This is a genomic window from Candidatus Pantoea persica, assembly GCF_013753875.1.
GTDB classification, from domain to species: domain Bacteria; phylum Pseudomonadota; class Gammaproteobacteria; order Enterobacterales; family Enterobacteriaceae; genus Pantoea; species Pantoea persica.
The window spans coordinates 250,804-272,423 of the sequence record NZ_SMDS01000016.1 but is presented as its reverse complement, the minus strand read 5'-3'; the positions used below and the strand labels follow the sequence as shown (position 1 = coordinate 272,423).

The following is a 21,620-nucleotide window of genomic DNA, read 5'->3' as shown; positions in this document are numbered from 1 at the left end:
AAGAAAGAGAAGAGCAGCGGAATAAAAGGCAACAGGTAAGGGAGAAGAGCAGCGGAATAAAAGACAGCAACAAAGAGAGCAGAGCGGCGCGCCGCCCGCGAGGGAGGGGAAAAACGCGCAACGGGACGTTGCGCGTCAGCCGATCAGGGCGCCTTTTCCAGCACGCTGTGGATCACCGAGGAGAGCTCGTTGATTTCGAATTTGGCGACGTAGCCGTCCGCGCCGACTTTGCGCACGTGACCTTCGTTGGCGCTGCCGGAGAGCGAGGAGTGGATCACCACCGAAATGTCTTTCAGCGCCGCTTCGCGCTTGATATTGCGAGTCAGGGTAAAGCCATCCATCTCCGGCATCTCCAGGTCGGTGAGCACTAGCGCGATTTTGTCATGGATCGACTCACCTGCCGCCTGCGCTGCTTCCGTCATCTGCTTGATCTTCAGCCAGGCCTCCAGGCCGGTGTCGTGCATCAGCGCGGGAATGCCCATGCTTTTCAGTCCCTGCTCCAGCAGCTGGCGCGCCACTTTGGAATCTTCCGCCACGATCGCCACCGTGCTGGGCTTGAGCTTAAAGGTGCGCGCGGTGTCGGGCGCAGGCTCCACGCCGCGCACCGAGGGGATGACGTCATACAGGATCTGCTCGACGTCTAGCACCATCGCCAGGCTGCTGCCGCCCTGATCGTCCTCTAGGCAGGCGATGCTGGTGATATTGCGGCCGCCGATGCCCTTCTCGGAGGTGTGCACCTGACTCCAGTCGAGGCGCACGCTACCGCGACGCCCATTCCGGCATGAGCGGCCCGCACGCGGCGGCCGCTACTGGCAGGCGGCGACGCATCCGCAGTGGGCCTGGAATGTCGGCCTGCACGGCCGCCCACACGATCTCGGCAATATCTCTACCTACCTCGGCAAACCGATCGGGCTGGAGGATTATATCGGCTGGCTGGCGAAGAACTTCGCTCCCTCTATCGCCTGGCGCGATCTGAGTGGATCCGCGAATTCTGGGACGGTCCGATGGTGATCAAAGGGATCCTCGATCCCGAGGACGCGCGCGACGCGGTGCGCTTCGGCGCAGACGACATTGTGGTCTCCAACCACGGCGGACGCCAGCTTGACGGCGTGCTCTCCTCGGCGCGCGCCTTGCCCGCCATCGCCGACGCGGTAAAAAGCGATATCACCATTCTGGCCGACAGCGGCATTCGCAACGGGCTTGATGTAGTGCGCACGATCGCCCTCGGCGCCGACAGCGTGCTGCTGGGCCGCGCCTTCCTCTACGCGCTGGTGACGCACGGCCAGCGTGGCGTCGAAAACCTGCTGACGCTGATTGAGAAAGAGATGCGTGTGGCGATGACTCTGATCGGCGCGAAGTCGATCGGCGACATTATGCGCGATTCGCTGGTGGAAGCGAGCACCTTGCTCAATTGGGCAGCAGAAGCGCCGCGTCCCCGCGCCGTTAGCTGAGCCTTGTCTATACTTACTCACTCTTTACCAACAGGAGGTATCAGATGCTATTCACAAGAAAGGATCGGCGCACTGGGAAGGGATATTAAAGGCAAAGGCACCATCAGCACCGAGAGCGGCGTGCTGAGCCTGACTCCTTATGGCTTTAACACCCGCTTCGAAGGCGCGGAGGGCACCAAACTGGGAGAGCTGACCGGCGCGGCGCACGCCGCCTGTTTCTCGATGGCTCTGTCGCTGATGCTGGCCATAAGCTGCAAAGCATCAATACTGCCGCCGATGTCTCGCTGGATAAAAAAGGCGAAGATTTCGCCATTACCAAAGTGGTGCTGAACAGCACCATCAGCCTGCTGGGCGTCGACAGCGCCGAATTCGACGAGATTATTCAAAAAGCGAAAGCGGACTGCTCGGTTTCTCAGATGCCGAACGCCGAGATCACGCTCGACTATACCCTGAATAATTGATCCAGCAGGTCGCCCAGGAAGGGCGGCCGCGCTATGCTGACTCATATCGGTTCTGAGGAACCGCACTGGATGCGCCCGACGGCGCATCTTTTCTTTCTACGGAAGGAGGGTAGGCGTGGCGAAATATCTGACGGCGAAAAAACACTGGAAGATGGTGCTGCTCTGTATCTGCGGCGCGCTGATGCTGATTCGCTGGGCTGCAATGATATGGGGCTGAAGAACTGGATCAGCCGCCACCGGCTGGGCGTGCTGGTGATGGTGGTACTGGCGCTGGAATTATTCCTCTACCTGATGACCGCCTCCTAGCTGCCATGGGTCGCGCCCTGACTGGCGCCGCCGCGCGTTAAGCGCCGTCACACATACTCCCGCATTCCCTCATGCCGCTTCGTGCGCACGTTGCTACGGGCAATGCGGTACGCTTTGCCGGGATCGCCGGCGACAAACTCAAAGGTTGGCGAATAATAAAACGGCAGCCAGTCGCCGTAGCTGCTCTCCCACTCCCAGCGTACCGGGCAGGGCCAGAGAATGCCGTCATACAAAATATAATAGACCCAGCGTCCAGCCGGACGACGGGGGCGTGGTGTTTTCATGGGGCTCACACAGAAAATAGTTAAAACAGCTTATATTTTTAACGCTGATGGCGCAGGCTGCAACGTTAAAGCCGCCTCTTTTTTCCCCTGCGCCGCGGCTGGACATGATTAACGATGCACTTCGCCGCAGAGCAAGACCACGTTGGGCCGCACTTTATAAATCCGATCCGCCATGCTTTCGCAGGCCGCTTTTGTCGGGTAGATGCGCTCCGATACCGGCAGCGCATCGCAGGCGTCGTGGCCGCAAGCGCTCACTAACAACACAAATCCAATCAACATGGCTCGACTCCTTTACACGGTATCGTTGGTACGGATAGTGATGCTTATTGTCCTTTTTACGATCCAGTATAGACAATGGCGGCGAAGCGGTATTGCCAGTCTGGGCGGTGGACGGATTCAGGAAAAAAACCAGGCGGGCAGCAGCGCGATTAGGTTATTGAGGGTATGCAAAAAGATCGGCAGCGTCAGGCTGTTACTGCGCAGGCGGGCATAGCAGAGCAACAGCGAAAAGAGCGTCAGCGCCACCAGCGTCTCCAGATGCACATACTGCGTGTGCATGGCGGCGAACAGCAGCGAGGTGAGCAGCATACAGGCGAAGCGGCTGCGCGGTGCCCACAGTAAAAACCCCTGCAACAGAAAGCCGCGAAACAGCACCTCTTCAAACACCGGTGCCAGCAGGACGGCGGTCAGCAACAGGATCAGCAGCGAATTGTGGCCCTGCTGCGCCTGCTCCACCAGCCAGCCTTCAGGCTGCAGGAACTGGGTCTGCGCCGCCATCAGCACAAACAGCGCGAAAATAAACAGCAGCGTCTGGCGAATGCGCAGCTCGCCCAGTGGCAGATCGCTGCGGCGCTGGCAGTAGAAACGGTAGAGCGGATAGATTACGGCGAATTCAAACAGGCAGAGCACCGGCACCAGCAGCCCGTTATTACGCAGCGCGCCGTAGTTAGGAAACAGCGTTATCAGCATCGTCACGAGGTAATAGACCACAAAGCTGCCGACGTAGAACAGCGTCAACGTCACTCTGTCGGAATTGGTGTTCATAGGCGCCCCAGCTATCGAAGGAAAGCGCATAGTAGCAATGCGCACGATCCCTGTCGAGGAGGGCACGCGTACAAACTCGCCGCAGGAAATTCCGCTGCCAGGCTAAAACCGCGCCGCCCTGCGCCGATAACCCGGTAGACAGATTTGAGTCCGGTCTGCGCCCGCTGACGGCAGCCCTCCGCCCGGTCCGATTTTACCGCTTTGCTGTGAGCCTCTGATGACTTTTGTGAACCCGGCGTCGCCGTCGCATCCTATTGCGCTAGCGACGGAAAACCGCACTCTGCGCACCACACGACGCAGCCTGTGCATCCTCTCGCTGCTGCTTTCCGTGCTGATGGCGATTCTGATCGGCCAGCGCCAGGATAGTGAGGTAACGGAGCGCGACCGCCAGCTGCTGCGGCAGGCGTGGCAGACGAGACAGGAGGAGATGCTGACCGACGTGCGCGACTACGCCTTCTGGGGAGAGGCGTAGCGTAATCTGCACGTTACACTGAATACCCACTGACTGGGCCCGGGAGGAAGAGAACCTTGGGCCCGATCTGTTCAACAAATACCACTATGAGGGCGTGTTCGTGATGGATAGCGCGGGACAAACGCGCTATGCCGTGATTAACGGTCAGATGGCCGACATGCCGCTGGAGGCGTGGCTGGGGACGCAGAGCACCGTGCTACTGCGCGACGCGCGCGGGCTGCAACAGGCGGCGTCCATCACCATGGGCAAAGTTGCCTACTTTCCCGCGGTAGCAGGGCCGCCGTCGGTGCTGATTTTTGTCTATCGCTTTACGCTGGCCAGACTGGAGGCGCTGGGCAAGACGCTGGATGTCTGGGCGCTGCGCAGCGGCAGCTATATATGTCGCTAGGAGTGATGGAGGGCGAGCAGGTGGTGCAGTGCTGGCAGCCGAAGCGGCCAGGCGCGCACCTGCTGACGCTGCTGTTGCCGATCTTGGCGGCGATGGTGCTGTTGACCGGCTGGATTGCGCGGCGCGTCAGCCGCCACGCGCTGCACAACTCCGTGCTCTCTGACCGGCGCTTCGCCATGCTGATGCTCAGCCAGCAGGAGCTGGCAGACAGCGAGGCGCGCTTTCGCGATCTGGCCGAGGCGGCCCTGACTGGATCTGAGAGACCGATGAGAAGGGGCGCCTGATCTATCTCTCCGCCTGCTTCCAGCGCGTCACCGGCCACCGGATCGCCGACTGGACCGGCGCGCACCTCGACCAGCTGCTGACCCATCCCAGCCATTCGCTGGTCGCCTGGCTGAAGCAGCAGGAGAGCAGCGCGCTGGCGCCGCTGCGCTGCCAGTTTATGAGCGCGCAGGGAGAGCGGCGCATCGGCCAGCTGGTGGTGAAAACCATCTGGCATCAGGGGCGGCGCGCCGGCTTCCGGGGCACGGTATCGAACATTACCCAGGGGATGGAGGCGGAGGCGTGCATTCTGTTCCTGTCGTGCCACGATGCGCTGACCGGGCTGTCGAATCGCCTTCAGCTGCGGGAGTTTCTGACGCGCTATCTGGAGCCGCCGCACCAGGCGCAGCCGCTGGCGATCGTCAGCCTCGATCTCGATCAGATCGCTCAACGACACATGGGGACATCGGCAGGAGACTGGGTGCTGAATCAGATGGCGCAGCGTCGCGCGCACGAGCTGGCGGCGCGGCTGGGAGACAACGAGTTTGCGCTGGTGATGCAGGAGAGCGACGTGCAGGTGGTGGCGCTGCGCCCGGCTGCTGTATGCGTTGCAGCAGCCTATCTACACCGATCAGCACACCCACTACCTCACCGACAGCATCGGCGTCACCTGCGCTCCGCAGGACGCCAGCCATACCGAGGCGCTGCTGCGCATGTCCGATATGGCCCTGAACGAAGCGCGCGGCGGGCCGCAACCGCTGGGTGCGCTATGCCAGCGATATGGCCAGCCAGCACGAGCAAGGGGCTGCGCAACGAGGAGTTTTTCTGCACTACCAGCTGCAGGGCGGCAGGCTGGAGGGCGCGGAGGCGCTGATCCGCTGGCGGCCGGGGCCGGGGCGGCTCGTCCCGCCGGATCGCCTTATCCCGCTGGCGGAAGATATGGGGCTGATCGCTGCCGTCAGCGACTGGGTGCTAGCACGCGCCTGCTGCGACGCCAGCGGCTGGGGCGACGATCGCTATGTGTCGGTGAATATCTCGCCGCTGGAATTCTGCACCACTGATTTGACGCAGCGCGTCGCCCGCGTGCTGGCCAGCAGCGGGCTGCCCGCCACGCGGCTGGAGCTGGAGATAACGGAGAACGTCACCTTTACCCATCCACAGCAGGCGCTGGCGGTGATGCAGGAGCTGCGCGCCCTTGGCGTGCGGCTGACGGTGGATGATTTTGGCACCGGCTACGCCACGCTAGGCTATCTGAAAACCTTTCCCTTTAGCGGGCTAAAGATCGATCCTGCGCTTCTGGAGAGAGGGACTCTCGCGTCTTGATACGGGCTTAACGAACTTTAACCGCAACGGGGGTCATCAGAGCGGCAAAGCCCATAAAAATTGCAAGTTCCATATATCCTCCTAAGAAAAGTCTTAATAATTATAGCCGCCGGATGCCTGGATTTTGTACAGGACGTGCGATTTATCCGAAAAAATGTGAGGCGCATCGCAGCTGATCAGTAAGCGGCGATAACCTTTTTCTGCTCTGTGGGTTAAGCCTGCGGCGAGGCTTTGCTTACTCTCTGGGGCGAGTAAAGCCCAAGTTATGAGGAGAAAACGTGAAAGAGTATGGAAAAGCACTGCTGGCGCTGGGTCTGTTCGCCTTGACCGCCTGCCAGTCGAGCAGCAAACCTGAAACGGCGGCTGGTGCGGACGCGGAAAGCGACACCTGCGGCGCCTCGCAATACCAGAGCTACGTCGGCAAGCCGCTCAGTGCCGTCAGCAGCCTGCGTTTCGACACGCCGGTACGCGCCATCCCGTGGAACAGCACCGTGACCATGGACTTCAATCTGCGCCGCCTTAATTTCCTCGCCGACAAGAGCGACACCATCACCAAAGTGTATTGCGGCTGACGCGTCATAAAAAAGCCGTCGCACTGTCATTTGGTTGTCACTGCCGCCAGAGAGTATAGAGGCGGAAAAGAAATTTTCTCGTCACTCTCTATCAATGCTCGTCTTGTTTATTCCCGCTTCGGCGGAAATTTTTTTGCTTCTTCGTCGGGCGGCTTATCCATCAGCTGCGCCAGCAGCTGGCGATAGTTTTGCCGCCGTCGCGCATCGCCTTCGACCTCCAGCCGCTCAATGACGCGCGCAATTACCGCCTTGTTGGTCACCGGCTGTCCTGCCTCCATCAGTTCGCGCAGGATCATCGCCAGCAGATCGGACTCCTGTGGGGCGTGCCAGGCGGGACTGTTGAAATAGTCCACAATGGCACGGCTGGCACTATTTTGAGCGCTCATCTCTCTCCTGCCAAGGCGACGGTGCGCATATCACGATCTACGTGCGCAGCGTGACATTCGACAGGATTTGAACTGTGGACCTCGACGCGACGGGAAGTGGCGGAAGCGTGGCCAGAACGGCACACCCTCACCAGCGAAAAACTGGCGATTTGTTAAACACAGAAGCCGCGCGAAAACTTGTCAGTAACAGCCTGACATATTTTTTTATCTTTGCTGACACAAGGCCGGGCAATATGTGACGCAGCGTTAAAAAAGCGATCTGAAATCACTGAAAAAGCGCCCTGAGAGACGATTTGCCTCAGCGAAATGGGGCTGGCTCAGCGTAAAACGGTTTTTTTCCGCGTGTGCCATGTTTTGTCATTCGGCGGCGGCGGGGCGTTGCTAAACTAGCGCTTCCCGTCGCTACCGCCTGCTTACAGATGCCACGCAAAATCGAGTCCTGGAAAATTAATCTCTTCTCGGTCTGGTTCGGCTGCTTTTTTACCGGGCTCGCCATCAGCCAGATCATTCCCTTTCTGCCGCTCTATATCGAACAGCTCGGTGTCGCCGGTGGCGATACGCTCAGCGTCTGGGCGGGGCCTTTAGCGTCACCTTCATCGTTTCCGCCGCTGTCGCGCCGCTGTGGGGCAGCCTGGCCGACCGCAAAGGGCGCAAGCTGATGTTGCTGCGCGCGGCATCTGGCATGGGCGTGGTGATCCTGCTGCAGGCGTTCGTCACCCAGGCCTGGCAGCAGCTGCTGCTGTGTGCGCTGATGGGGCTGACCTTCGGCTACATTCCCAACGCGATGGCGCTGGTGGCTGCGCAGGTGCCGTGCGACCGCAGCGGCTGGGCACTGAGCTGCGTCTCCACCGGCTAGATCGGCGGCGTGATCCTCGTACCGATGCTGGGCGGCCTGCTCGCCGACTGGGTCGGGCTACGTATGGTATTTATAGTTACCGCCGTGCTGCTGCTGATCAGCTTTCTGGTGACGCGGTTCCTGATTAAAGAGACCGGCTACACCCCGATCAGCAAGAAGGATAAGCTGAGCGGCCGCGAGGTGTTCGCCTCGCTCGATAACCCCAGGCTGATGCTCTGCCTGTTCGTGACCACCATGGTTATCAGATGTGCAACGGTTCGGTGAACCTGATCCTGACGCTGTTTGTGCGCGAGCTGGCGCCGACCGCAGAGAATATCGCCTTCCTCAGCGGCGTGATCGCCGCGCCGCGTCTCGGCAGGCTGGGGGATTGCATCGGCACGCAGCGCATTCTGCTGGCGACCATGGTGGCGTCACCACTGCTGATCGCCATGTCCTTCGTCACCAGCGCCACGTAGCTGGGCATCCTGCGCTTTCTGCTCGGCTTCGCCGACGGCGCGATAATGCCTGCGGTGCATACGCTGCTGGTGCGCCACTCCCGCGACAACATCACCGGCCGTATCTTCGGCTACAACCAGTCCTTTATGTATCTCGGCAACGTCGCCGGGCCGCTGCTTGGCGCGGCTGTCTCGGCGCTGATCGGCTACCGCTGGGTCTTCTTCGCCACTGCGCTGGTGGTGCTGATAAACGTGGTGCTGCTCAAGCGCTTTTACCGCCGTCCGCGCACGCTGCTGGCGCAGCCCGCAGATACGGCGAAGGCGCAAAACGCAGCGCGTAGTGCCATCGCCGCTGAGTTGCAGAAACTCGGCGCTGACGCTCGGGCTCCAGGAGTCGCCGCCGCCCATATGGGCGGCGTCGAGGTGCAGCCAGCAGCCCGCTTCGGCGCGCAGCAGGTGGCGGTTTGACACGTCGCGCAGCTGCTCCAGGCTTTAGCGGCTCATGGCGAAGCTGAAGTCGCCCTCAATCTGCCAGCTGCCGGCGTTAAGCTGGGGCGTGCCGCCGCGCAGGCCGTTCTCGCCGGGAAAGACGTAGGGCGTATACAGCGCCTCAAGCGGCAGCCGCCAGCGCTAAAACTGCGCCGCCAGCTGGCGATCGGGGTAGTTTTCATGCGGACCGAGTCCCAGCCACGCCACCTGCTGCTGCGCGTCGGCAGGCCGGGCGCCTGCTCTACCTCGACCGTCAGTGTGAACGCGCCCTTGACGTCGACGCGATAGCTTTTGCGGCTGAGAAACGCCAGCCTGCCGTGGGCGTACCAGCCCTGTAACACGCTCACCAGCACCGCGTCTGTCAGGTGGTGACTCTCTGTCCTCTCCAGGCGGCTCGTCATCTCGTTATAGCCCGCGGCTTTCCAGCGCTCCGACCAGGCGTTGGGGTCGATGCGCTCTGCTTCGCTGGTGCCGATATCGTTATCCAGCGGCGCGCGGATAAAGCAGTTCTGTAAGGGCGACAGCAGCATCGCTTCTTCCTCGCGATGCCACTGCGCCAGCTCGCCGCTCTGGCGGCTAAACAGCCAGCACTGGCCGCCGTGACGAATGATAAGGTTCTCTTCATCCTCGTCCAGCGTCGGCGGCGACGGCGACGGCGACGGCGACGGCGGCAGCGCCAGCGCGGCGGGCTGCGGCCACTAATGCTAGGCGACGCGCCAGTCGGCGGGCGACCAGAGCGTCGCCTCGCGCTGATGCACGGCGACGTTGAGCCAGCAGTCGCCACGCAGCCCATCGGGCGGCGTCATGCTGATGCGCTGCACACCCTGCGGCGGAAGATCCAGCGCCGTTTCGCCCTGCGCCACCACGTCGCCCTGCTGCTCGATGCGCCAGCGCAGCAGCACGTCGTCGCTGCTGCGGAACAGGTAGTCACTGCTGACGGTAAAGCTGAAGGGATCGCCCGCTTCCGGCGCGCACTGGAAAAACTGCTGCGCTTCAAACAGCGCCGGATGGGGCGTGCGGTCGGCGAACACCAGCCCGTTCATGCAAAACTGCCGGTCGTTGGGCTTATCGCCGAAGTCGCCGCCGTAGGCCTGCCAGGGCTGAGCGTTCTCGTCGTAGCGTGTCAGGCTCTGATCGACCCAGTCCCTGACGAAGCCGCCCTGCAGGCGCGGATGCTGGCGGAACGCCTGCCAGTACTTCGCGAAGCCGCTAAAGCTGTTGCCCATGGCGTGCGCATATTCGCACAGGATCAACGGCCGGTTTTCTCCTGACAGGCCGATCCACTTTTTCAGCGACCATTTTGGCACGGCGGGGAACTGCTGATCCTCATCGACATGCGCATACATCGGGCACAGGATGTCGGTGGCGGCGCTGTTGGCGCCGCCGCCCTCATACTCACCGGCCTGGTCGAATCGGCGCTTTTCACCCAACGATAGAGCGCGTCGTGCGTGCTGCCGTGCCCCGACTCGTTGCCGAGCGACCAGATAATAATGCTGCAGTGGTTGCGGTCGCGCTGCACCATGCGCGTCACGCGCTCGCTGAAGGCGGCGAACCAGCGCGGATCGTCTGCCAGGCGGCCTATCGGCTGCATGCCGTGGGTTTCAATATTGGCCTCGTCCACCACGTAAAGCCCATAGCGATCGCACAGCCGATACCAGAGCGGATGGTTAGGGTAGTGGGAGCAGCGCACCGCATTGAAGTTATGCTGCTTCATCAGCTCGACATCGCGGCGCATCATCGCCTCGTCCACCACCTGTCCGCGCTCTGGATGGTGCTCGTGGCGGTTGACGCCGCGTATCAGCAGCGGCTGGCCGTTCAGGCACAGCAGGCCATTTTCGATGGCGATGCGGCGGAAGCCGACGTCATAGCCCTCGACCTCAATCACCTCACCCTGCGCGTCGAGCAGCACCAGGGTTGCGCGGTAGATCGCGGGGGGTTCGGCGCTCCACAGCGCAGGCGCCTCGACGTGCAGCGGCTGTTCGGCGCGCTCCGCATAGTGGACGCGCTCATCGATGATAGCGCTGCCGGGTGGCAGCTCCGTCACGCCGACCGGCACGCCGTCCCGCCACAGTGTCAGCCGCACGCGGTGCGCGCTGGTCAGCCCGGCGATGCGTACCTGCGCCACCAGGTCAGCGCTGCGATACTCCGGGCTGAGCTGCGTCTCAAGCTGCACGTCCGCCAGATGGGTAGCAGGTTTATGCAGCAGCGACACGTTGCGGAAAATGCCGCTCATGCGCCACATATCCTGATCTTCCTGCCAGGTGCCGTCGCTCCAGCGCAGCACCATCACCGTCAGCCGGTTGTTGCCGCGCACCAGACTGGCGCTGAGGTCAAATTCCGCAGGTAGACGGCTGTCCTGCGAATAGCCGATCCAGACGCCGTTGCACCAGAGAAAAAAAGCGGAGCTGATGCCGTCGAAGATAATGCGTGTCTGGCCCGAGGCGAGCCAGTGCTCGTCCACGGTAAATGTGAGCGAGTAACATCCGGTAATGTTGTCGCGCGGAACCTGCGGCGGCTCTGCCGCGATCGGGTACTGAACGTTGGTATAGATCGGCGCATCATAGCCGTGCATCTGCCAGTTCGCCGGTACGGGAAGGGTGGCGGCGTTGGGCAGATCCTGCAGCAGCCAGCTCTAGGGCACCACCTCAGGCTGGCTGAAATAGCTGAAGGTCCACCTACCGTTCAGGCTGCGCAGCGCCGGAGAGGGCTGTTCGCCGCGCGCCTCCTCCTCGCTGTGCCAGCTGGCGAAGGTCAGGTGCGCATCCAGGCGCTGCAGGCTGGTAACGACCGGATTCTCCCAGTCGCGACGGGCAAGAGTTTCACTCAGTGACATCGAGGGCATAGGCATGGCGGCATCCTTAAATATATTGCGCTCACAATGTGGCTTTTCCGGCGCGCTGTAAAGCCTTAACGCGCGGTGCGGCGCGAAATTTTCCGCGCGCGCCGCCGAGGCGGAAAAAGGGCGGCATGACGGTTTTATGGCACCTTCGTGGCAGTAAATCGTTAAGCCTGGTATGCAATGATTAATGCCACGCGGAGTTAGAAAATTCTCTCTTGTCGTCCGGTTTGCCCGCTCATACACTCAGCCCGTTTTCATTCATCCTGAGGTTGTTATGGTACGTTTAGTTAAAGTGGCCGCCGTCGTGGCGCTGGTTACCGCCCTGAGCGGTTGTATTTTCCCGCCTCCGGGCGGCTGGGGCGGTCACGGACACGGTTTCGCCGGCCCACGCTAATTTTTAACTGCGCCAACCTTAATTACGGGCGAAAACGCTTTATCGTTGACTTAAATGGCCGTTAAACGTTTCGCCTGCTTTGAATAAAATCTTTACCTTCCCCCGCAATAAAATTCATTATTTCTTGCTGGATAAAATCGGCGAAAAAGGCCGTTTTTTTATTTTATCGGATGCTAACTTCTGCTTTTATTTATCGGTGAGACAAGGGCATGAAAAACCTTATTGCGGAATTACTGGTAAATCTGGCGGAAAAAGAGGAAGAGTCAAAAGAGCTGGTGGCGCAGGTGGAAGCGCTGGAAATTGTTGTCACGGCGATGCTGCGCAAGCTGGAGCCGGAGCAGCAGCATGCCATTGCCTCCGGTATCGATAATTCCATGCGCAATTCGGGCGACAGCACGCACCATCAGGATGCGCTGCTGTTACGTAATTATCTGGATAAGCTGCTAACGCATCCGCGCGTCTGAAAACAGCGGTAGAGCACGCTGCTCACTGGTAAATGGCGATGCCGCGTACTTCATTTCGTGCCAGTCTTAACAGTCTATTTCCCCGGAGGATTCAGGCAATGAAAAAGTCTTTATCAGCGGTGATGATGGCGGCATTGCTGGTCAGCGGCTTGAGCGTGGCGCAGGCCGCCGATAAAACCGCGCAGCAGCAGAAAATGGTCCAGTGCAATCAGCACGCCACTACGCAAAACCTTAAGGGCGACGCGCATAAATCCTTTATAAGCGAATGCCTGAAGAGAGAGCAAAATGGCCAGCATGACGCCGCAGCAGGTAAAAATGAAACGCTGCAATAGCGAGGCTGGCGAGAAAAACCTCAGCGGCGACACGCGTAAATCCTTTATGAGCGGTTGCCTGAAAAAAGCCTGAGGGCTTATCTGACACGGCTAGTGTCCGGCCGTGTTTCTCTTATCGACGCGTTGTATAGCCTGAGTTTAAATAAAGCGTGCTTCAGCGCGCCCGTCGCCCGCGCATCAGGTTAAGGACCGCCTGTTTATAATGCGCCATTCTGCGCGGGCGGTAATAAAAATGCAGCGTTGTTATGCCTGCGCGCGCCGTCACGCCAGCCCGACAAAATAGCGGCGCCCACGTTGCAAGGTTATTTCCCGCTATGACGTCGTAAATAAAGGTTATTTCCGCGCGCGTTATCCGCTGGTTGACCGTCGCGTTTTCCTCCCCGTTCACACTTGCTAAAACTTTAAAAAGGCGATGCAACAAGGGCTTAGCCGCTTTTTCCCTGCTCGGGCGCAGCGCGCCGGATTCCTTTGCCACACTTACTTTTTGTAGGGGAATACGCGACTCCGTAGAACGCTGCGCGTCAGTCACGACAACGAAAGGAGCCATGTCATGCATTATCAGCCCGTTATCGCCCTAAACGCGATCTGCCCGACCGCCAGCCCACTAAGGCGAAAATTGTCGATACCGAACTGCTGATGATCCGCGATGGAGAAAGCGTCCGCGCCTAGCAGGCCAAATGCCCCCATGCGGGCGCGCTGCTGGAGCAGGGCGCCATCTGCGGCGATAAGCTGGTCTGCCCGTGGCATAAGGCAGTGTTCTCGCTGGAGGATGGCCATATGTGCGAACCGCTGGCGCTGGCCGATCTCAAGCAGTATCCGCTGCGCGTCGAGAACGGCATCGTGATGCTCAATCCCAAAGCGATGTCCTCTGCGACGCCCATCGGCATCGGCGGTGAGGCGCCGGTTTTTGCCGTACTCGGCGGCGGCGCTGCCCGCCGCGCCGCGAAGGCTTTAAAGGCAACGTGGTGATGGTGGAACGCGAGCCGGATGCGCTCTACGATCGCACTGCGCTGACCAAGTGCCCGCCGGCAAAATGGATATCATCGAGGTGCCGCACATTCTCAAAGAGGATATGTTGCCGCACGTCGATCGCGTGCAGGGCGAGGTAACGCGCCTCGATACGCGCGAGCAGCGCATCCACTTCGCCGACGGCGAGTCACTGTTTTACGACAGGCTGTTGATCACCTCCGGCGGCGTGCCGCAGCGTCCGGATCTGGAGGGCAGCGATCTGGCGGGCGTGCATCTGCTGCGCTCGCGCCAGCAGGCGGACGCGCTGCTGAAAGAGGTCGATCAGAGCCAGCAGCTGGTGATTATCGGCAACAGATTTATCGGCATGGAGATGGCGTCGGCGCTGCGCAATCGCGACGTCGAGGTCACCGTGGTGGCGCGTCAGCCGCTGCCCTTTGCGCGCCAGTTCGGCGAGCAGGTCGGCTCTACTTCCGCGATCTGTACCGCGCCAACGGTGTGCAGTTCGTTGATGGCGATCCGGCGGCGCTGGAAGGGGAGCATCACGTCACCGCGCTGCGGATGCAGGATGGTCAGCGCATCAAGGCGGACGTGGTGCTGCTGGCGACCTGCATCGCCCCAGCGACCAGCTTTATTCACGACCTGCCGCTGCGAGAGGATGGCAGCCTGCTGGTGGACAGCCAGCTGCGCGCGCGGGAGAACGTCTGGGTGGCAGGCGATATCGCCAGCTATCTGACGCTGCAAGGGCCGCTGCGCATCGCCGCCTTCAATATGCTCGACCGACGCGTGATGTACGACCGCGTGCCCTTTTTCTGGACCACGCACTTCGGCACGCGCTATGAGTATCTGGGCCATGCAGAGAAGTGGAATGAGTACCGCCTGATCGGCTCGCTGGAGGAGAAAACCTTTATCGCGCTCTATGGACAGCAGGGCAAGCTGGCGGCGGTGTTCTCCTGCGGCATATATACCCTGACTGCGGCGCTGGTGCCGGCGATGCAGCCGCCGATGACAATGGGGCAGGCGCTGGCGATGGTAGAAGCCAGGCGTAGCGGCGGGTAGGGCAGAGCCGGCGAGGCGGCTCTGCTGCGCGCTTACTTTTTGCTCAGTGCCTCGGACTTCACCATGCACTGCTGCATCGCCTCCATCACGGCGGCGCGGAAGCCTTTCTCTTCCAGTACCTTCACCGCCTCGATGGTAGTGCCGCCGGGCGAGCAGACCATATCCTTCAGCTCGGCGGGATGTTTGCCGGTCTCCAGCACCATCTGCGCCGAGCCTTTTACCGCCTGCGCGGCAAACTCATAGGCCTGGGCGCGCGGCATGCCGCCGAGCACGGCGGCGTCCGCCATCGCCTCGATAAACATAAAGATGTAGGCGGGCGCGGAGCCGCTGACGCCGACCACGGAGTGGATCAGATATTCGCTGACCACGGCCGCCTTGCCGAAGCTTTCGAAGATGGCGACTACCTCATCGACCTCCGGCTGTTCAACCAGCGCGTTCGGCGTTACCGACGTCATGCCTTCGTTAATCAGCACCGGGGTATTCGGCATCACGCGCACGATTTTACGGTTGTGGCCCAGCGCCGTCGCCAGCGAATCAAGCGTGACGCCAGCGGCGATAGAGACCACCAGCGTCTCTTTTTTCAGCTGGCCCGCCAGATCCTTCAGCACCTTCAGAATCACGTTGGGTTTCACCGCGCCGAACAGGATATCCACCTCGCGCGCCAGCGCGTCGGCGCTCTCGGCGGCCTGGATGCCGTGCGCCAGCGCCAGGGTCGCGTCTGGCTTGCGGTCGTAAACCCAGATGTTCGACGGCGCGATCTGGCCGCTTTTCACCAGTCCACCGATAATAGCGTTGGCCATATTGCCGCCGCCGACAAACCCAATCTTCTTCTCCAGCATCGCCGTATCCTTAAGAGATTTAGAAAATCTTAACGCGTTAGCTTACTTCAGCCAGGATTAATAACAAGTCAGCGAAGGGGAACCTGCATGTCAGACAATGAAAATCAAAGTCGGCACTATCTGATTAAAGAGAATATGCGGTGGCAGCGGATTGAGTGGCGCATTCAGCACGCCGGTTTTGTCCTGCTGCTGCTGATCGTCCTCGCCGGCGCGGCGGGGCTGTTTTCCAAAGGGTGGCTGAGCAACCAGAGCGCGACCAGCCCGGACGCGCGGCTGAGCGTGGAGTATGAGCGCTTTGGCCGGCGGGAAAGCAATATGGATTTGACGCTGCGGTTGAAACAGCTGAGCGGCGACAGCTATGAAGTCCGGCTGCGCGGGCCGCAGCTGGACAATATTCAGCTACAGACGCTCCAGCCGCAGCCGGATGAGGCCTGGAGCACCGGGGATAGCCTGATGCTGCGCTGGCACCGGCGCGCCGATCAGCAGGAGGCGACCGTCTGGATCGGCACTCAGCCACAGGAATTTGGCCGTTATCACCTCACCGTCACGCTGGACGAGACGTCGAGCGTGCGGTTCAGCCAGTTTGTTTACCCTTGGGAGTCCGACATGGAAACGGTTTTACGCGCAGCCAGCATGTACCTGCTGCTGATGGTGGTGTTTAAAGTCGCGGGACGCCGCACGCTGATGGAGATGAACTCATTCGACCTGATTTTGTTGCTGATTATCAGCGAGGCGACGCAGCAGGCGCTGCTGGGAGACGATTTCTCCGTTACCGGCGCCGGGCTGACTATCGTTACGCTGATTGTGATCGATATCCTGTTCGGTACCCTGAAAACCCATTTTCCGCGCATGGAGCAGCTGATTGACGGCTTCTCGCTGATTCTAGTGGAGGAAGGCAAGCTGCTGCTGCGTAAGCGGGCGAAAAAGGCGGGCATCGACGAAGAGGATATTCTGCAAAGCGCGCGCAGCACGCAGGGGCTGGAGCGGCTCGATCAAATAAAGTTTGCCATTCTGGAGAAGACCGGCAAGATTTCCATCATTCCCAAAGAGTAAGGAAAACCGATGGCTATCTGGGGCGATGCCGAGGCCTGCCCCAACGTAATCAACGAGGGGCTCTACCGCGTGGCGGAGCGCACCAAAACCTTGGTGACCTTCGTCGCCAACCAGTCGCTGCGCGTGCCGGCCGGATTCGACGTGGCGGATAACGAGATTGTGAAGCGCGTGGAGCCTGGGGATCTGGTGATCACCGCCGATATTCCGCTGGTGGCGGAGGTGCTGGAGAAGGGCGGCGAGCGCTATTTACCCGCTACCATCCGCGAAAAGCTCACTCTGATGGATACGATGCGCGCCAGCGGCGTGTAGACTGGCGGCCCGGCGGCGATGAGCCCGCGCGACCGCTAGCAGTTCGCCAACGCACTGGACAGCTGGCTGACGCAGTGCCAGCGCTGAGATCAGACTAAGCCGTCGTCGTCGTTAAAGTCGTCGAAGCCGTCGTTGCCGAGATCGTTAAAGTCGTTGTTGTCCGCGTAGTTGTTGTCCCAGCCGTTGTTCTGGTCAAGGAAACCGCTGCCGACGCTATGCTGTTAAAGGTGTCAAGATTCTTATCGACCTGCGGCAGCGGCGCTTCGGGTTTGTTGATGATATTGACGATTTCTTCCGGCTGCGAATGGTGGAACAGGCTGGTCAGCATATCCGCCATCACCACGCCGACTGCAGTCTGCAGCGCGCCGCCGAGGAAGCCGGTGCCCCGCGCCGGCGCGCTGTTGTAGGGCTGCTGCGGCTTGCTGTTCCAGACCGGCTGCTGTTGCTACTGCGCCAGACGATTTTCCAGCTCGGTGACACGATCGTTTAGCTTCTTCATCGCGGCCTCCTGAATCAGGATCGCCTGCGCCCATATAGTAAGGGGCGCCGGGTTGTTGCTGCAGATGCTCTTTAATCAGCTGTTCCGCCGCCGCGTCGCGCAGGCCGGTCTGGCTTTCGGCCTGTTTCAGACGGCTGAACAGACCCTCAATTAACTGGTGTTCCTGGCTATACATAATGGCTCTCCTGTGACGTCATGATAAGTATATGGGGGCGGGGGGCGACAAAGTAAAATTTGCCAGGTAAGCAAATGTTGCCGCCGCTGCCTTGTGCGGTCGCTGCACAAAACGCGCATGGTAACTCCGTTGATAACTAAAGTTTTAGCTGTAAAGCGGAGAAAATCATGCGCATTTTTTGCTTCGCGGGTGGAGGCGTCAACGGTTTCCAGTTATTATGCGTCGCATTATTAAGCGATATGCCTCGTGATACGGCCAGCAACGGCGGAGGAACTGCCCTGATGTCTCAACCCATTTATCTGATCGGCGCGCGCGGCTGCGGCAAAACTACTGTGGGCGAAGCTCTGTCGCGCGCGCTGGGCTACGCCTTTCGCGATACCGATCACCATCTTCAGCTCAGCACGCAGCGTAGCGTGGCGCAGATCGTGGCGGATGAGGGGTGGGACGGGTTCCGCGCCCGTGAAACGACCTCACTGAAGGCGGTGACAGCGCCCGCCACGGTGATCGCCACCGGCGGCGGCATGGTGCTAGCGGAGCATAACCGTCGCTTTATGCAGGAGCACGGTCAGGTGATCTGGCTCAGCGCGCCGTCGCACGTGCTGGCGCAGCGGCTGGAGAGCCAGCCGGAAGCGGCACAGCGCCCTACGCTGACCGGCCGTCCCATCGCTGAAGAGATGGGCGATATTCTGCGCGAGCGCGCCCACCTCTATCGCGCCGCCGCCCATCACGAAGTTAACGCCATGCAGTCGCCCGAGCGCGTGGTCGACGACATTCTGCGCTCCCTGTCGCTGGCGCGCGCCAGCTGATTTTCCTCTTTTTTCTCAGATTGTTCCCGCTTTGCCGTGCGTGACGCGCGGCCTGGCTATACTTGTTTTCAGACGGGAATTGTCTCGTCTTGTGGAATGCTATTAGCCGAGAGGGATTGAATATGCCAACCAGACCACCTTATCCACGCGAAGCCCGTGTCGTCACCGTCGAGAAAGGTCCGCAGGGCAGCACCGTTACCTCCTGGGAGCTGCGTGCCGATCATCCATCGCCCAATACCCTGATCAGCGAGCATAAAACGGAAGCGGAAGCGCAGGATGCCAAAGTGCGCTATGAAGATGTGGAAAAAGAATAGGGTACTCTCTCTGGCAAGGACGCCAGATAAATAGCCGATCGCGCGGCGAACCGATTCGCTGTTATTCCCTGTTTTATCGCCGCACTTCTCTTTTCCATTCTGCACTTGCCTGCCGAAGCAATATAAAATCAGGTTCACTTCGCTCCTCGGCTGTTATTTAACTACCCCTCTCTTCTGTTCTGTGCCGAAAAAAAATTGGCGCTTGCCCCTGCCTGCCCGGCGCTCTAGTTTGAATGCATCGAAGCAGGAACTCAGTTCCATATAGTGAAACTACGCGATGACAACGCTGGAAAATGCTGCCGCTGTGATCAGACTGTTTCAGCTGAAGGGCGTGACGCAGGGCCATCCCGGCCTGATGTTTACCAATGTGGTGGAAGCGCTCAGGCTGCCGAAAAGCACCGTTTCGCGGCTGCTGGCCACCATGGAGAGTCAGGGAATGCTGGAGCGCGATCCCGACAGCCGCTGTTTTCATATTGGCCGCGTGCTGCTAGCGGTTGCCGGATACTATCTCTCCGCGCCGCCGGTGGACAGGGCGTCGCCTGCGATGGCGCGGCTGGCGGACCAGACGGGCTGCATCGGCTATATCTCGCGCCTCGACGGCTGCGATCTGGTGGTAATGCGCGTGTTCCAAGGGCGTCACTTCACCCAGCTGGTTACGCCGCCGGGCAGCCGTATGCCCGCTGCCGCGACCTCAACCGGACGCGTACTGCTGGCGCAGTTCAGCGAAGATGATGAAGACGATATAGATATCGCGCACCGAGTCGCTTTTGCTGACGCCGACGGTGGTGAGATGGCCGGTGGCGATCACCGGCAGAGCCAGCGGATGGGCGCGCGCTGCCTCGACACTGCGCTGATAGTGCGCGGCAATGGCGTCGAGCAGGCTGAGCTGCTTTTCGCGGCCCGACTGGCCCGCCCGGCTGCGCAGGATATAGCGCGGCCGCAGGTAGGGAATGGTGCACAGCAGCGCGCTCGGCTCGCCGGCGCGATCCTTCAGCAGCAGCAGGTTGTGGTCTGCCTGCGGCGTGGTGATCACCTGGGTATTGAGGCAGGCGAGCAGCGCGCGACTCATTGAGGGTCGCCACCGAGTCGTGGTTGCCCGCCAGCACCACCAGCTGGCAGCCGGTCGGCTGCAAGCGCCACCACGAAACGGTTGAAGAGTTCACGCGCATAGCTGGTCGGCGTGCCGCTGTCGAAGAGCTCGCCTGCGACGATCAGCGCGTCCACTGCATGCTCCTAAATGCGGGCCAGCAGCCAGTCGAGAAAGGCCTGATGCTCGGCGGCCCGGCTCTTGTTATAGAAAAACTGACCAAGGTGCCAGTCCGCGGTGTGAATAATGCGCATAAAACTCCCTGCCGTGACGGTTTGCCGGGCGGATTATACCGGCTATGGCGAAAAAGCGAAAAAAGGCACGCCGGCAGTCATAAATCAGTATTAAAGCTCTGATTAAGCGGCTATTTTCATAAAATTGTCACAAATCTGACGCATAATGGCGCCGCATATAACAGTGACAGCCGTCACATCAGCAGGAGTTACAATGGCTAAGCGCATTTTGGTTGTGGAATGAAGATGAAGCCCCTATACGTGAAATGCTCTGCTTCGTTCTGGAGCAAAATGACTATCAGCTTATCGAGGCTGAAGATTATGACAGCGCGGTAGGAAAACTGATTGAGCCCTGGCCCGATTCAATCTTGCTGCCCGGCGGCAGCGGCATTCAGTTTATCAAACATCTGAAGCGCGATATTCCGGTGATGATGCTGACGGCGCGCGGTGAAGAGAAAGATCGCATGTGCGGGCTGGAAGTGGGCGCGGACGACTACATTACCAAGCCTTTTTCGCCGAAAGAGCTGATGGCGGTGGAAGAGGTGATCGAGATGCAGGGGCTAAGCCTGAATCCCTCGTCGCACCGCGTAATGTCGGAGTCGACTCCGCTGGAGATAGAACCGACCGAATATAAACTACTGCACTTCTTTATGACTCACCTGGAAAGGGTCTACAGCCGTGAGCAGTTGCTTAACTATGTCTGGGGCACCAACGTCTACGTCGAGGATCGCACCATTGACGTGCATATTCGCCGCTTACGTAAGGCGCTGGAGGTTTCCGGTCACGATCGCATGGTTCAAACCGTTCGCGGAACGGGGTATCGTTTCTCCGCCCACTACTAAATAAACGGAGTTACTACCTTCTTCTGCGCGACTTCAACAAGCCGCTCACGCTGATCCTCAATAACCAGCACCATATGGAGTTTCTCATCATGCCCTACAGCGAAGGGCATGTGGCTGATGGTGGCGCGCGACGTCACCCAGATGCACCAGCTGCAACTTCTTCGCCAACGTCAACCACGAGCGGTCGCGGGCGAAGGCGCTGCAAACCATGCAGGAGCAGACGCGCCGCATGGACAGCCTGGTGCGCCAGCTGCTGACGCTGTCGCGCATTAAGGCGGCACCGGTTATCGATATAAAGGAGACGGTGGACGAGCCGATGATGCTGCGTCTGCTGCAGCGCGAGGCGGAGACGCTGAGCGGCGGACGCTATGAGATCCACTTTCATACCGATCCGCACCTGAAGGTGCTCGTCGACGACGACCAGCTGCGCAGAGCGCGCTCTAATCTAGTCTACAACGCCGTCAATCATACGCCGGACGGCACGCGCATCGACATCAGCTGGCTGCGCAACCGGCAGAGCGCGCAGTTCAAGGTGTGCGACAACGGTCCCAGCATTCCCGCCGAGCACCTGCCGCGCCTGACGGAGCGCTTCTACTGCGTGGATAAGCGCGTTGCCAGACGTGCTACCAGCGGCTGCCCAGTGCGATCGCCATGCCGCGAGGGCGGAGATGGCTGTCGTCGT

At 60.3% G+C, this 21,620-nt stretch carries 18 protein-coding genes and 12 pseudogenes; 20 read left to right on the top strand and 10 right to left on the bottom strand.

The window, feature by feature from the left end; translation table 11 throughout:
• Window positions 1-143 precede the first annotated feature (143 nt).
• Window positions 144-758 (bottom strand): annotated as a pseudogene (locus tag EIO60_RS06425) (response regulator); the annotation flags it as partial.
• Window positions 759-833: 75 nt separating this feature from the next.
• Between EIO60_RS06425 and EIO60_RS06420 the strand changes: the two are divergent.
• From EIO60_RS06420 to yniD, 3 genes and pseudogenes are all read left to right on the top strand, one after another.
• On the top strand, window positions 834-1,451 hold the full coding sequence (locus tag EIO60_RS06420; protein WP_508278742.1) for an alpha-hydroxy-acid oxidizing protein: 618 nt from the start codon (window positions 834-836) through the stop codon (window positions 1,449-1,451).
• Window positions 1,452-1,500: 49 nt separating this feature from the next.
• Window positions 1,501-1,912, top strand: a pseudogene (locus EIO60_RS06415) (OsmC family peroxiredoxin).
• A gap of 115 nt (window positions 1,913-2,027) precedes the next feature.
• Window positions 2,028-2,129 (top strand): small membrane protein YniD, encoded by a 102-nt coding sequence (gene yniD, locus EIO60_RS06410; RefSeq protein ID WP_258576233.1) that lies wholly within the window; start codon window positions 2,028-2,030, stop codon window positions 2,127-2,129.
• Between the two features lie 136 nt (window positions 2,130-2,265).
• Here the strand turns inward: yniD and EIO60_RS06405 are convergent, their stop codons facing one another.
• The 3 genes from EIO60_RS06405 to EIO60_RS06395 form a co-directional block, all read right to left on the bottom strand.
• A complete protein-coding gene (locus EIO60_RS06405) occupies window positions 2,266-2,502 on the bottom strand; it encodes a hypothetical protein (RefSeq protein ID WP_258576232.1) in 237 nt (78 codons plus the stop codon).
• A 108-nt stretch (window positions 2,503-2,610) separates the two neighbouring features.
• The gene (locus EIO60_RS06400) at window positions 2,611-2,781 is read right to left on the bottom strand and encodes a hypothetical protein (protein ID WP_258576231.1); all 171 of its coding nucleotides are present in this window, start codon (window positions 2,779-2,781) and stop codon (window positions 2,611-2,613) included.
• Between the two features lie 117 nt (window positions 2,782-2,898).
• Window positions 2,899-3,546 carry a CPBP family intramembrane glutamic endopeptidase gene (locus tag EIO60_RS06395; RefSeq protein WP_258576230.1) on the bottom strand — a complete coding sequence of 216 codons (648 nt, stop codon included), beginning with the start codon at window positions 3,544-3,546 and terminating at the stop codon, window positions 2,899-2,901.
• 217 nt (window positions 3,547-3,763) lie between these two features.
• Between EIO60_RS06395 and EIO60_RS06390 the strand changes: the two genes are divergently transcribed.
• The 6 genes from EIO60_RS06390 (at window position 3,764) to EIO60_RS06365 (ending at window position 6,562) form a co-directional block, all read left to right on the top strand.
• Window positions 3,764-4,018: a hypothetical protein gene (locus EIO60_RS06390; RefSeq protein ID WP_258576229.1), complete on the top strand. Its 255-nt coding sequence runs from the start codon at window positions 3,764-3,766 to the stop codon at window positions 4,016-4,018.
• Between the two features lie 100 nt (window positions 4,019-4,118).
• Window positions 4,119-4,406: a hypothetical protein gene (locus EIO60_RS06385; RefSeq protein WP_258576228.1), complete on the top strand. Its 288-nt coding sequence runs from the start codon at window positions 4,119-4,121 to the stop codon at window positions 4,404-4,406.
• Entirely contained in the window at window positions 4,397-4,690 is a 294-nt protein-coding gene (locus EIO60_RS06380) for a hypothetical protein (protein ID WP_258576227.1), read from the top strand. Before EIO60_RS06385 ends, EIO60_RS06380 begins: the two co-directional genes overlap by 10 nt.
• Window positions 4,687-5,541: a GGDEF domain-containing protein gene (locus EIO60_RS06375; RefSeq protein WP_309484697.1), complete on the top strand. Its 855-nt coding sequence runs from the start codon at window positions 4,687-4,689 to the stop codon at window positions 5,539-5,541. The genes EIO60_RS06380 and EIO60_RS06375 overlap by 4 nt, the downstream gene beginning before the upstream one ends.
• Complete coding sequence (locus tag EIO60_RS06370; protein WP_258576226.1) at window positions 5,448-5,990, top strand: EAL domain-containing protein; 543 nt, start codon at window positions 5,448-5,450, stop codon at window positions 5,988-5,990. The genes EIO60_RS06375 and EIO60_RS06370 overlap by 94 nt, the downstream gene beginning before the upstream one ends.
• 278 nt (window positions 5,991-6,268) lie before the next feature.
• On the top strand, window positions 6,269-6,562 hold the full coding sequence (locus tag EIO60_RS06365; RefSeq protein ID WP_258576225.1) for an I78 family peptidase inhibitor: 294 nt from the start codon (window positions 6,269-6,271) through the stop codon (window positions 6,560-6,562).
• Between the two features lie 107 nt (window positions 6,563-6,669).
• Here the strand turns inward: EIO60_RS06365 and EIO60_RS06360 are convergent, their stop codons facing one another.
• Entirely contained in the window at window positions 6,670-6,948 is a 279-nt protein-coding gene (locus EIO60_RS06360) for a biofilm development regulator YmgB/AriR family protein (protein ID WP_258576224.1), read from the bottom strand.
• 431 nt (window positions 6,949-7,379) lie between these two features.
• On the opposite strand from EIO60_RS06360, the pseudogene EIO60_RS06355 reads away from it, so the two are divergent.
• Window positions 7,380-8,565, top strand: a pseudogene (locus tag EIO60_RS06355) (MFS transporter); the annotation flags it as partial.
• Here EIO60_RS06355 and EIO60_RS06350 read toward each other — a convergent pair.
• A pseudogene (locus tag EIO60_RS06350) lies at window positions 8,501-11,575 on the bottom strand (beta-galactosidase). The pseudogenes EIO60_RS06355 and EIO60_RS06350 overlap by 65 nt on opposite strands.
• A 594-nt stretch (window positions 11,576-12,169) precedes the next feature.
• Between EIO60_RS06350 and iraP the strand changes: the two are divergent.
• Complete coding sequence (gene iraP / locus EIO60_RS06345) at window positions 12,170-12,424, top strand: anti-adapter protein IraP (RefSeq protein ID WP_258576223.1); 255 nt, start codon at window positions 12,170-12,172, stop codon at window positions 12,422-12,424.
• A 98-nt stretch (window positions 12,425-12,522) separates the two neighbouring features.
• Window positions 12,523-12,829: pseudogene (locus tag EIO60_RS06340) on the top strand (PsiF family protein).
• Window positions 12,830-12,910: 81 nt separating this feature from the next.
• On the opposite strand, the gene EIO60_RS06335 reads toward EIO60_RS06340, so the two are convergent.
• The gene (locus EIO60_RS06335) at window positions 12,911-13,312 is read right to left on the bottom strand and encodes a hypothetical protein (protein WP_258576222.1); all 402 of its coding nucleotides are present in this window, start codon (window positions 13,310-13,312) and stop codon (window positions 12,911-12,913) included.
• Between EIO60_RS06335 and EIO60_RS06330 the strand changes: the two are divergent.
• Window positions 13,307-14,781, top strand: a pseudogene (locus tag EIO60_RS06330) (FAD-dependent oxidoreductase). The gene EIO60_RS06335 and the pseudogene EIO60_RS06330 sit on opposite strands and share 6 nt — an antisense overlap.
• Window positions 14,782-14,813: 32 nt before the next feature.
• Here the strand turns inward: EIO60_RS06330 and proC are convergent.
• Window positions 14,814-15,620, bottom strand: coding sequence for a pyrroline-5-carboxylate reductase (gene proC / locus EIO60_RS06325; RefSeq protein ID WP_258576221.1), 807 nt, complete (start codon window positions 15,618-15,620; stop codon window positions 14,814-14,816).
• Window positions 15,621-16,226: 606 nt separating this feature from the next.
• Here proC and EIO60_RS06320 point away from each other — a divergent pair.
• A complete protein-coding gene (locus EIO60_RS06320) occupies window positions 16,227-16,673 on the top strand; it encodes a DUF421 domain-containing protein (protein ID WP_258576306.1) in 447 nt (148 codons plus the stop codon).
• A 9-nt stretch (window positions 16,674-16,682) separates the two neighbouring features.
• Window positions 16,683-17,021 (top strand): annotated as a pseudogene (locus tag EIO60_RS06315) (YaiI/YqxD family protein).
• 50 nt (window positions 17,022-17,071) lie between these two features.
• Here the strand turns inward: EIO60_RS06315 and EIO60_RS06310 are convergent.
• Window positions 17,072-17,656: pseudogene (locus EIO60_RS06310) on the bottom strand (DUF2076 domain-containing protein).
• 281 nt (window positions 17,657-17,937) lie between these two features.
• On the opposite strand from EIO60_RS06310, the gene aroL reads away from it, so the two are divergent.
• From aroL to EIO60_RS16120, 3 genes and pseudogenes are all read left to right on the top strand, one after another.
• Complete coding sequence (gene aroL, locus EIO60_RS06305; RefSeq protein ID WP_258576220.1) at window positions 17,938-18,462, top strand: shikimate kinase AroL; 525 nt, start codon at window positions 17,938-17,940, stop codon at window positions 18,460-18,462.
• Window positions 18,463-18,584: 122 nt separating this feature from the next.
• Complete coding sequence (locus tag EIO60_RS06300) at window positions 18,585-18,776, top strand: YaiA family protein (protein WP_258576219.1); 192 nt, start codon at window positions 18,585-18,587, stop codon at window positions 18,774-18,776.
• Between the two features lie 277 nt (window positions 18,777-19,053).
• Window positions 19,054-19,509: pseudogene (locus EIO60_RS16120) on the top strand (IclR family transcriptional regulator); the annotation flags it as partial.
• Window positions 19,510-19,515: 6 nt separating this feature from the next.
• On the opposite strand, the pseudogene sbcD reads toward EIO60_RS16120, so the two are convergent.
• A pseudogene (gene sbcD, locus EIO60_RS16115) lies at window positions 19,516-20,117 on the bottom strand (exonuclease subunit SbcD); the annotation flags it as partial.
• Between the two features lie 193 nt (window positions 20,118-20,310).
• On the opposite strand from sbcD, the pseudogene EIO60_RS06285 reads away from it, so the two are divergent.
• Window positions 20,311-20,938 (top strand): annotated as a pseudogene (locus tag EIO60_RS06285) (winged helix-turn-helix domain-containing protein).
• An 8-nt stretch (window positions 20,939-20,946) separates the two neighbouring features.
• A pseudogene (locus EIO60_RS06280) lies at window positions 20,947-21,572 on the top strand (ATP-binding protein); the annotation flags it as partial.
• Between the last annotated feature and the right edge of the window lie 48 nt (window positions 21,573-21,620).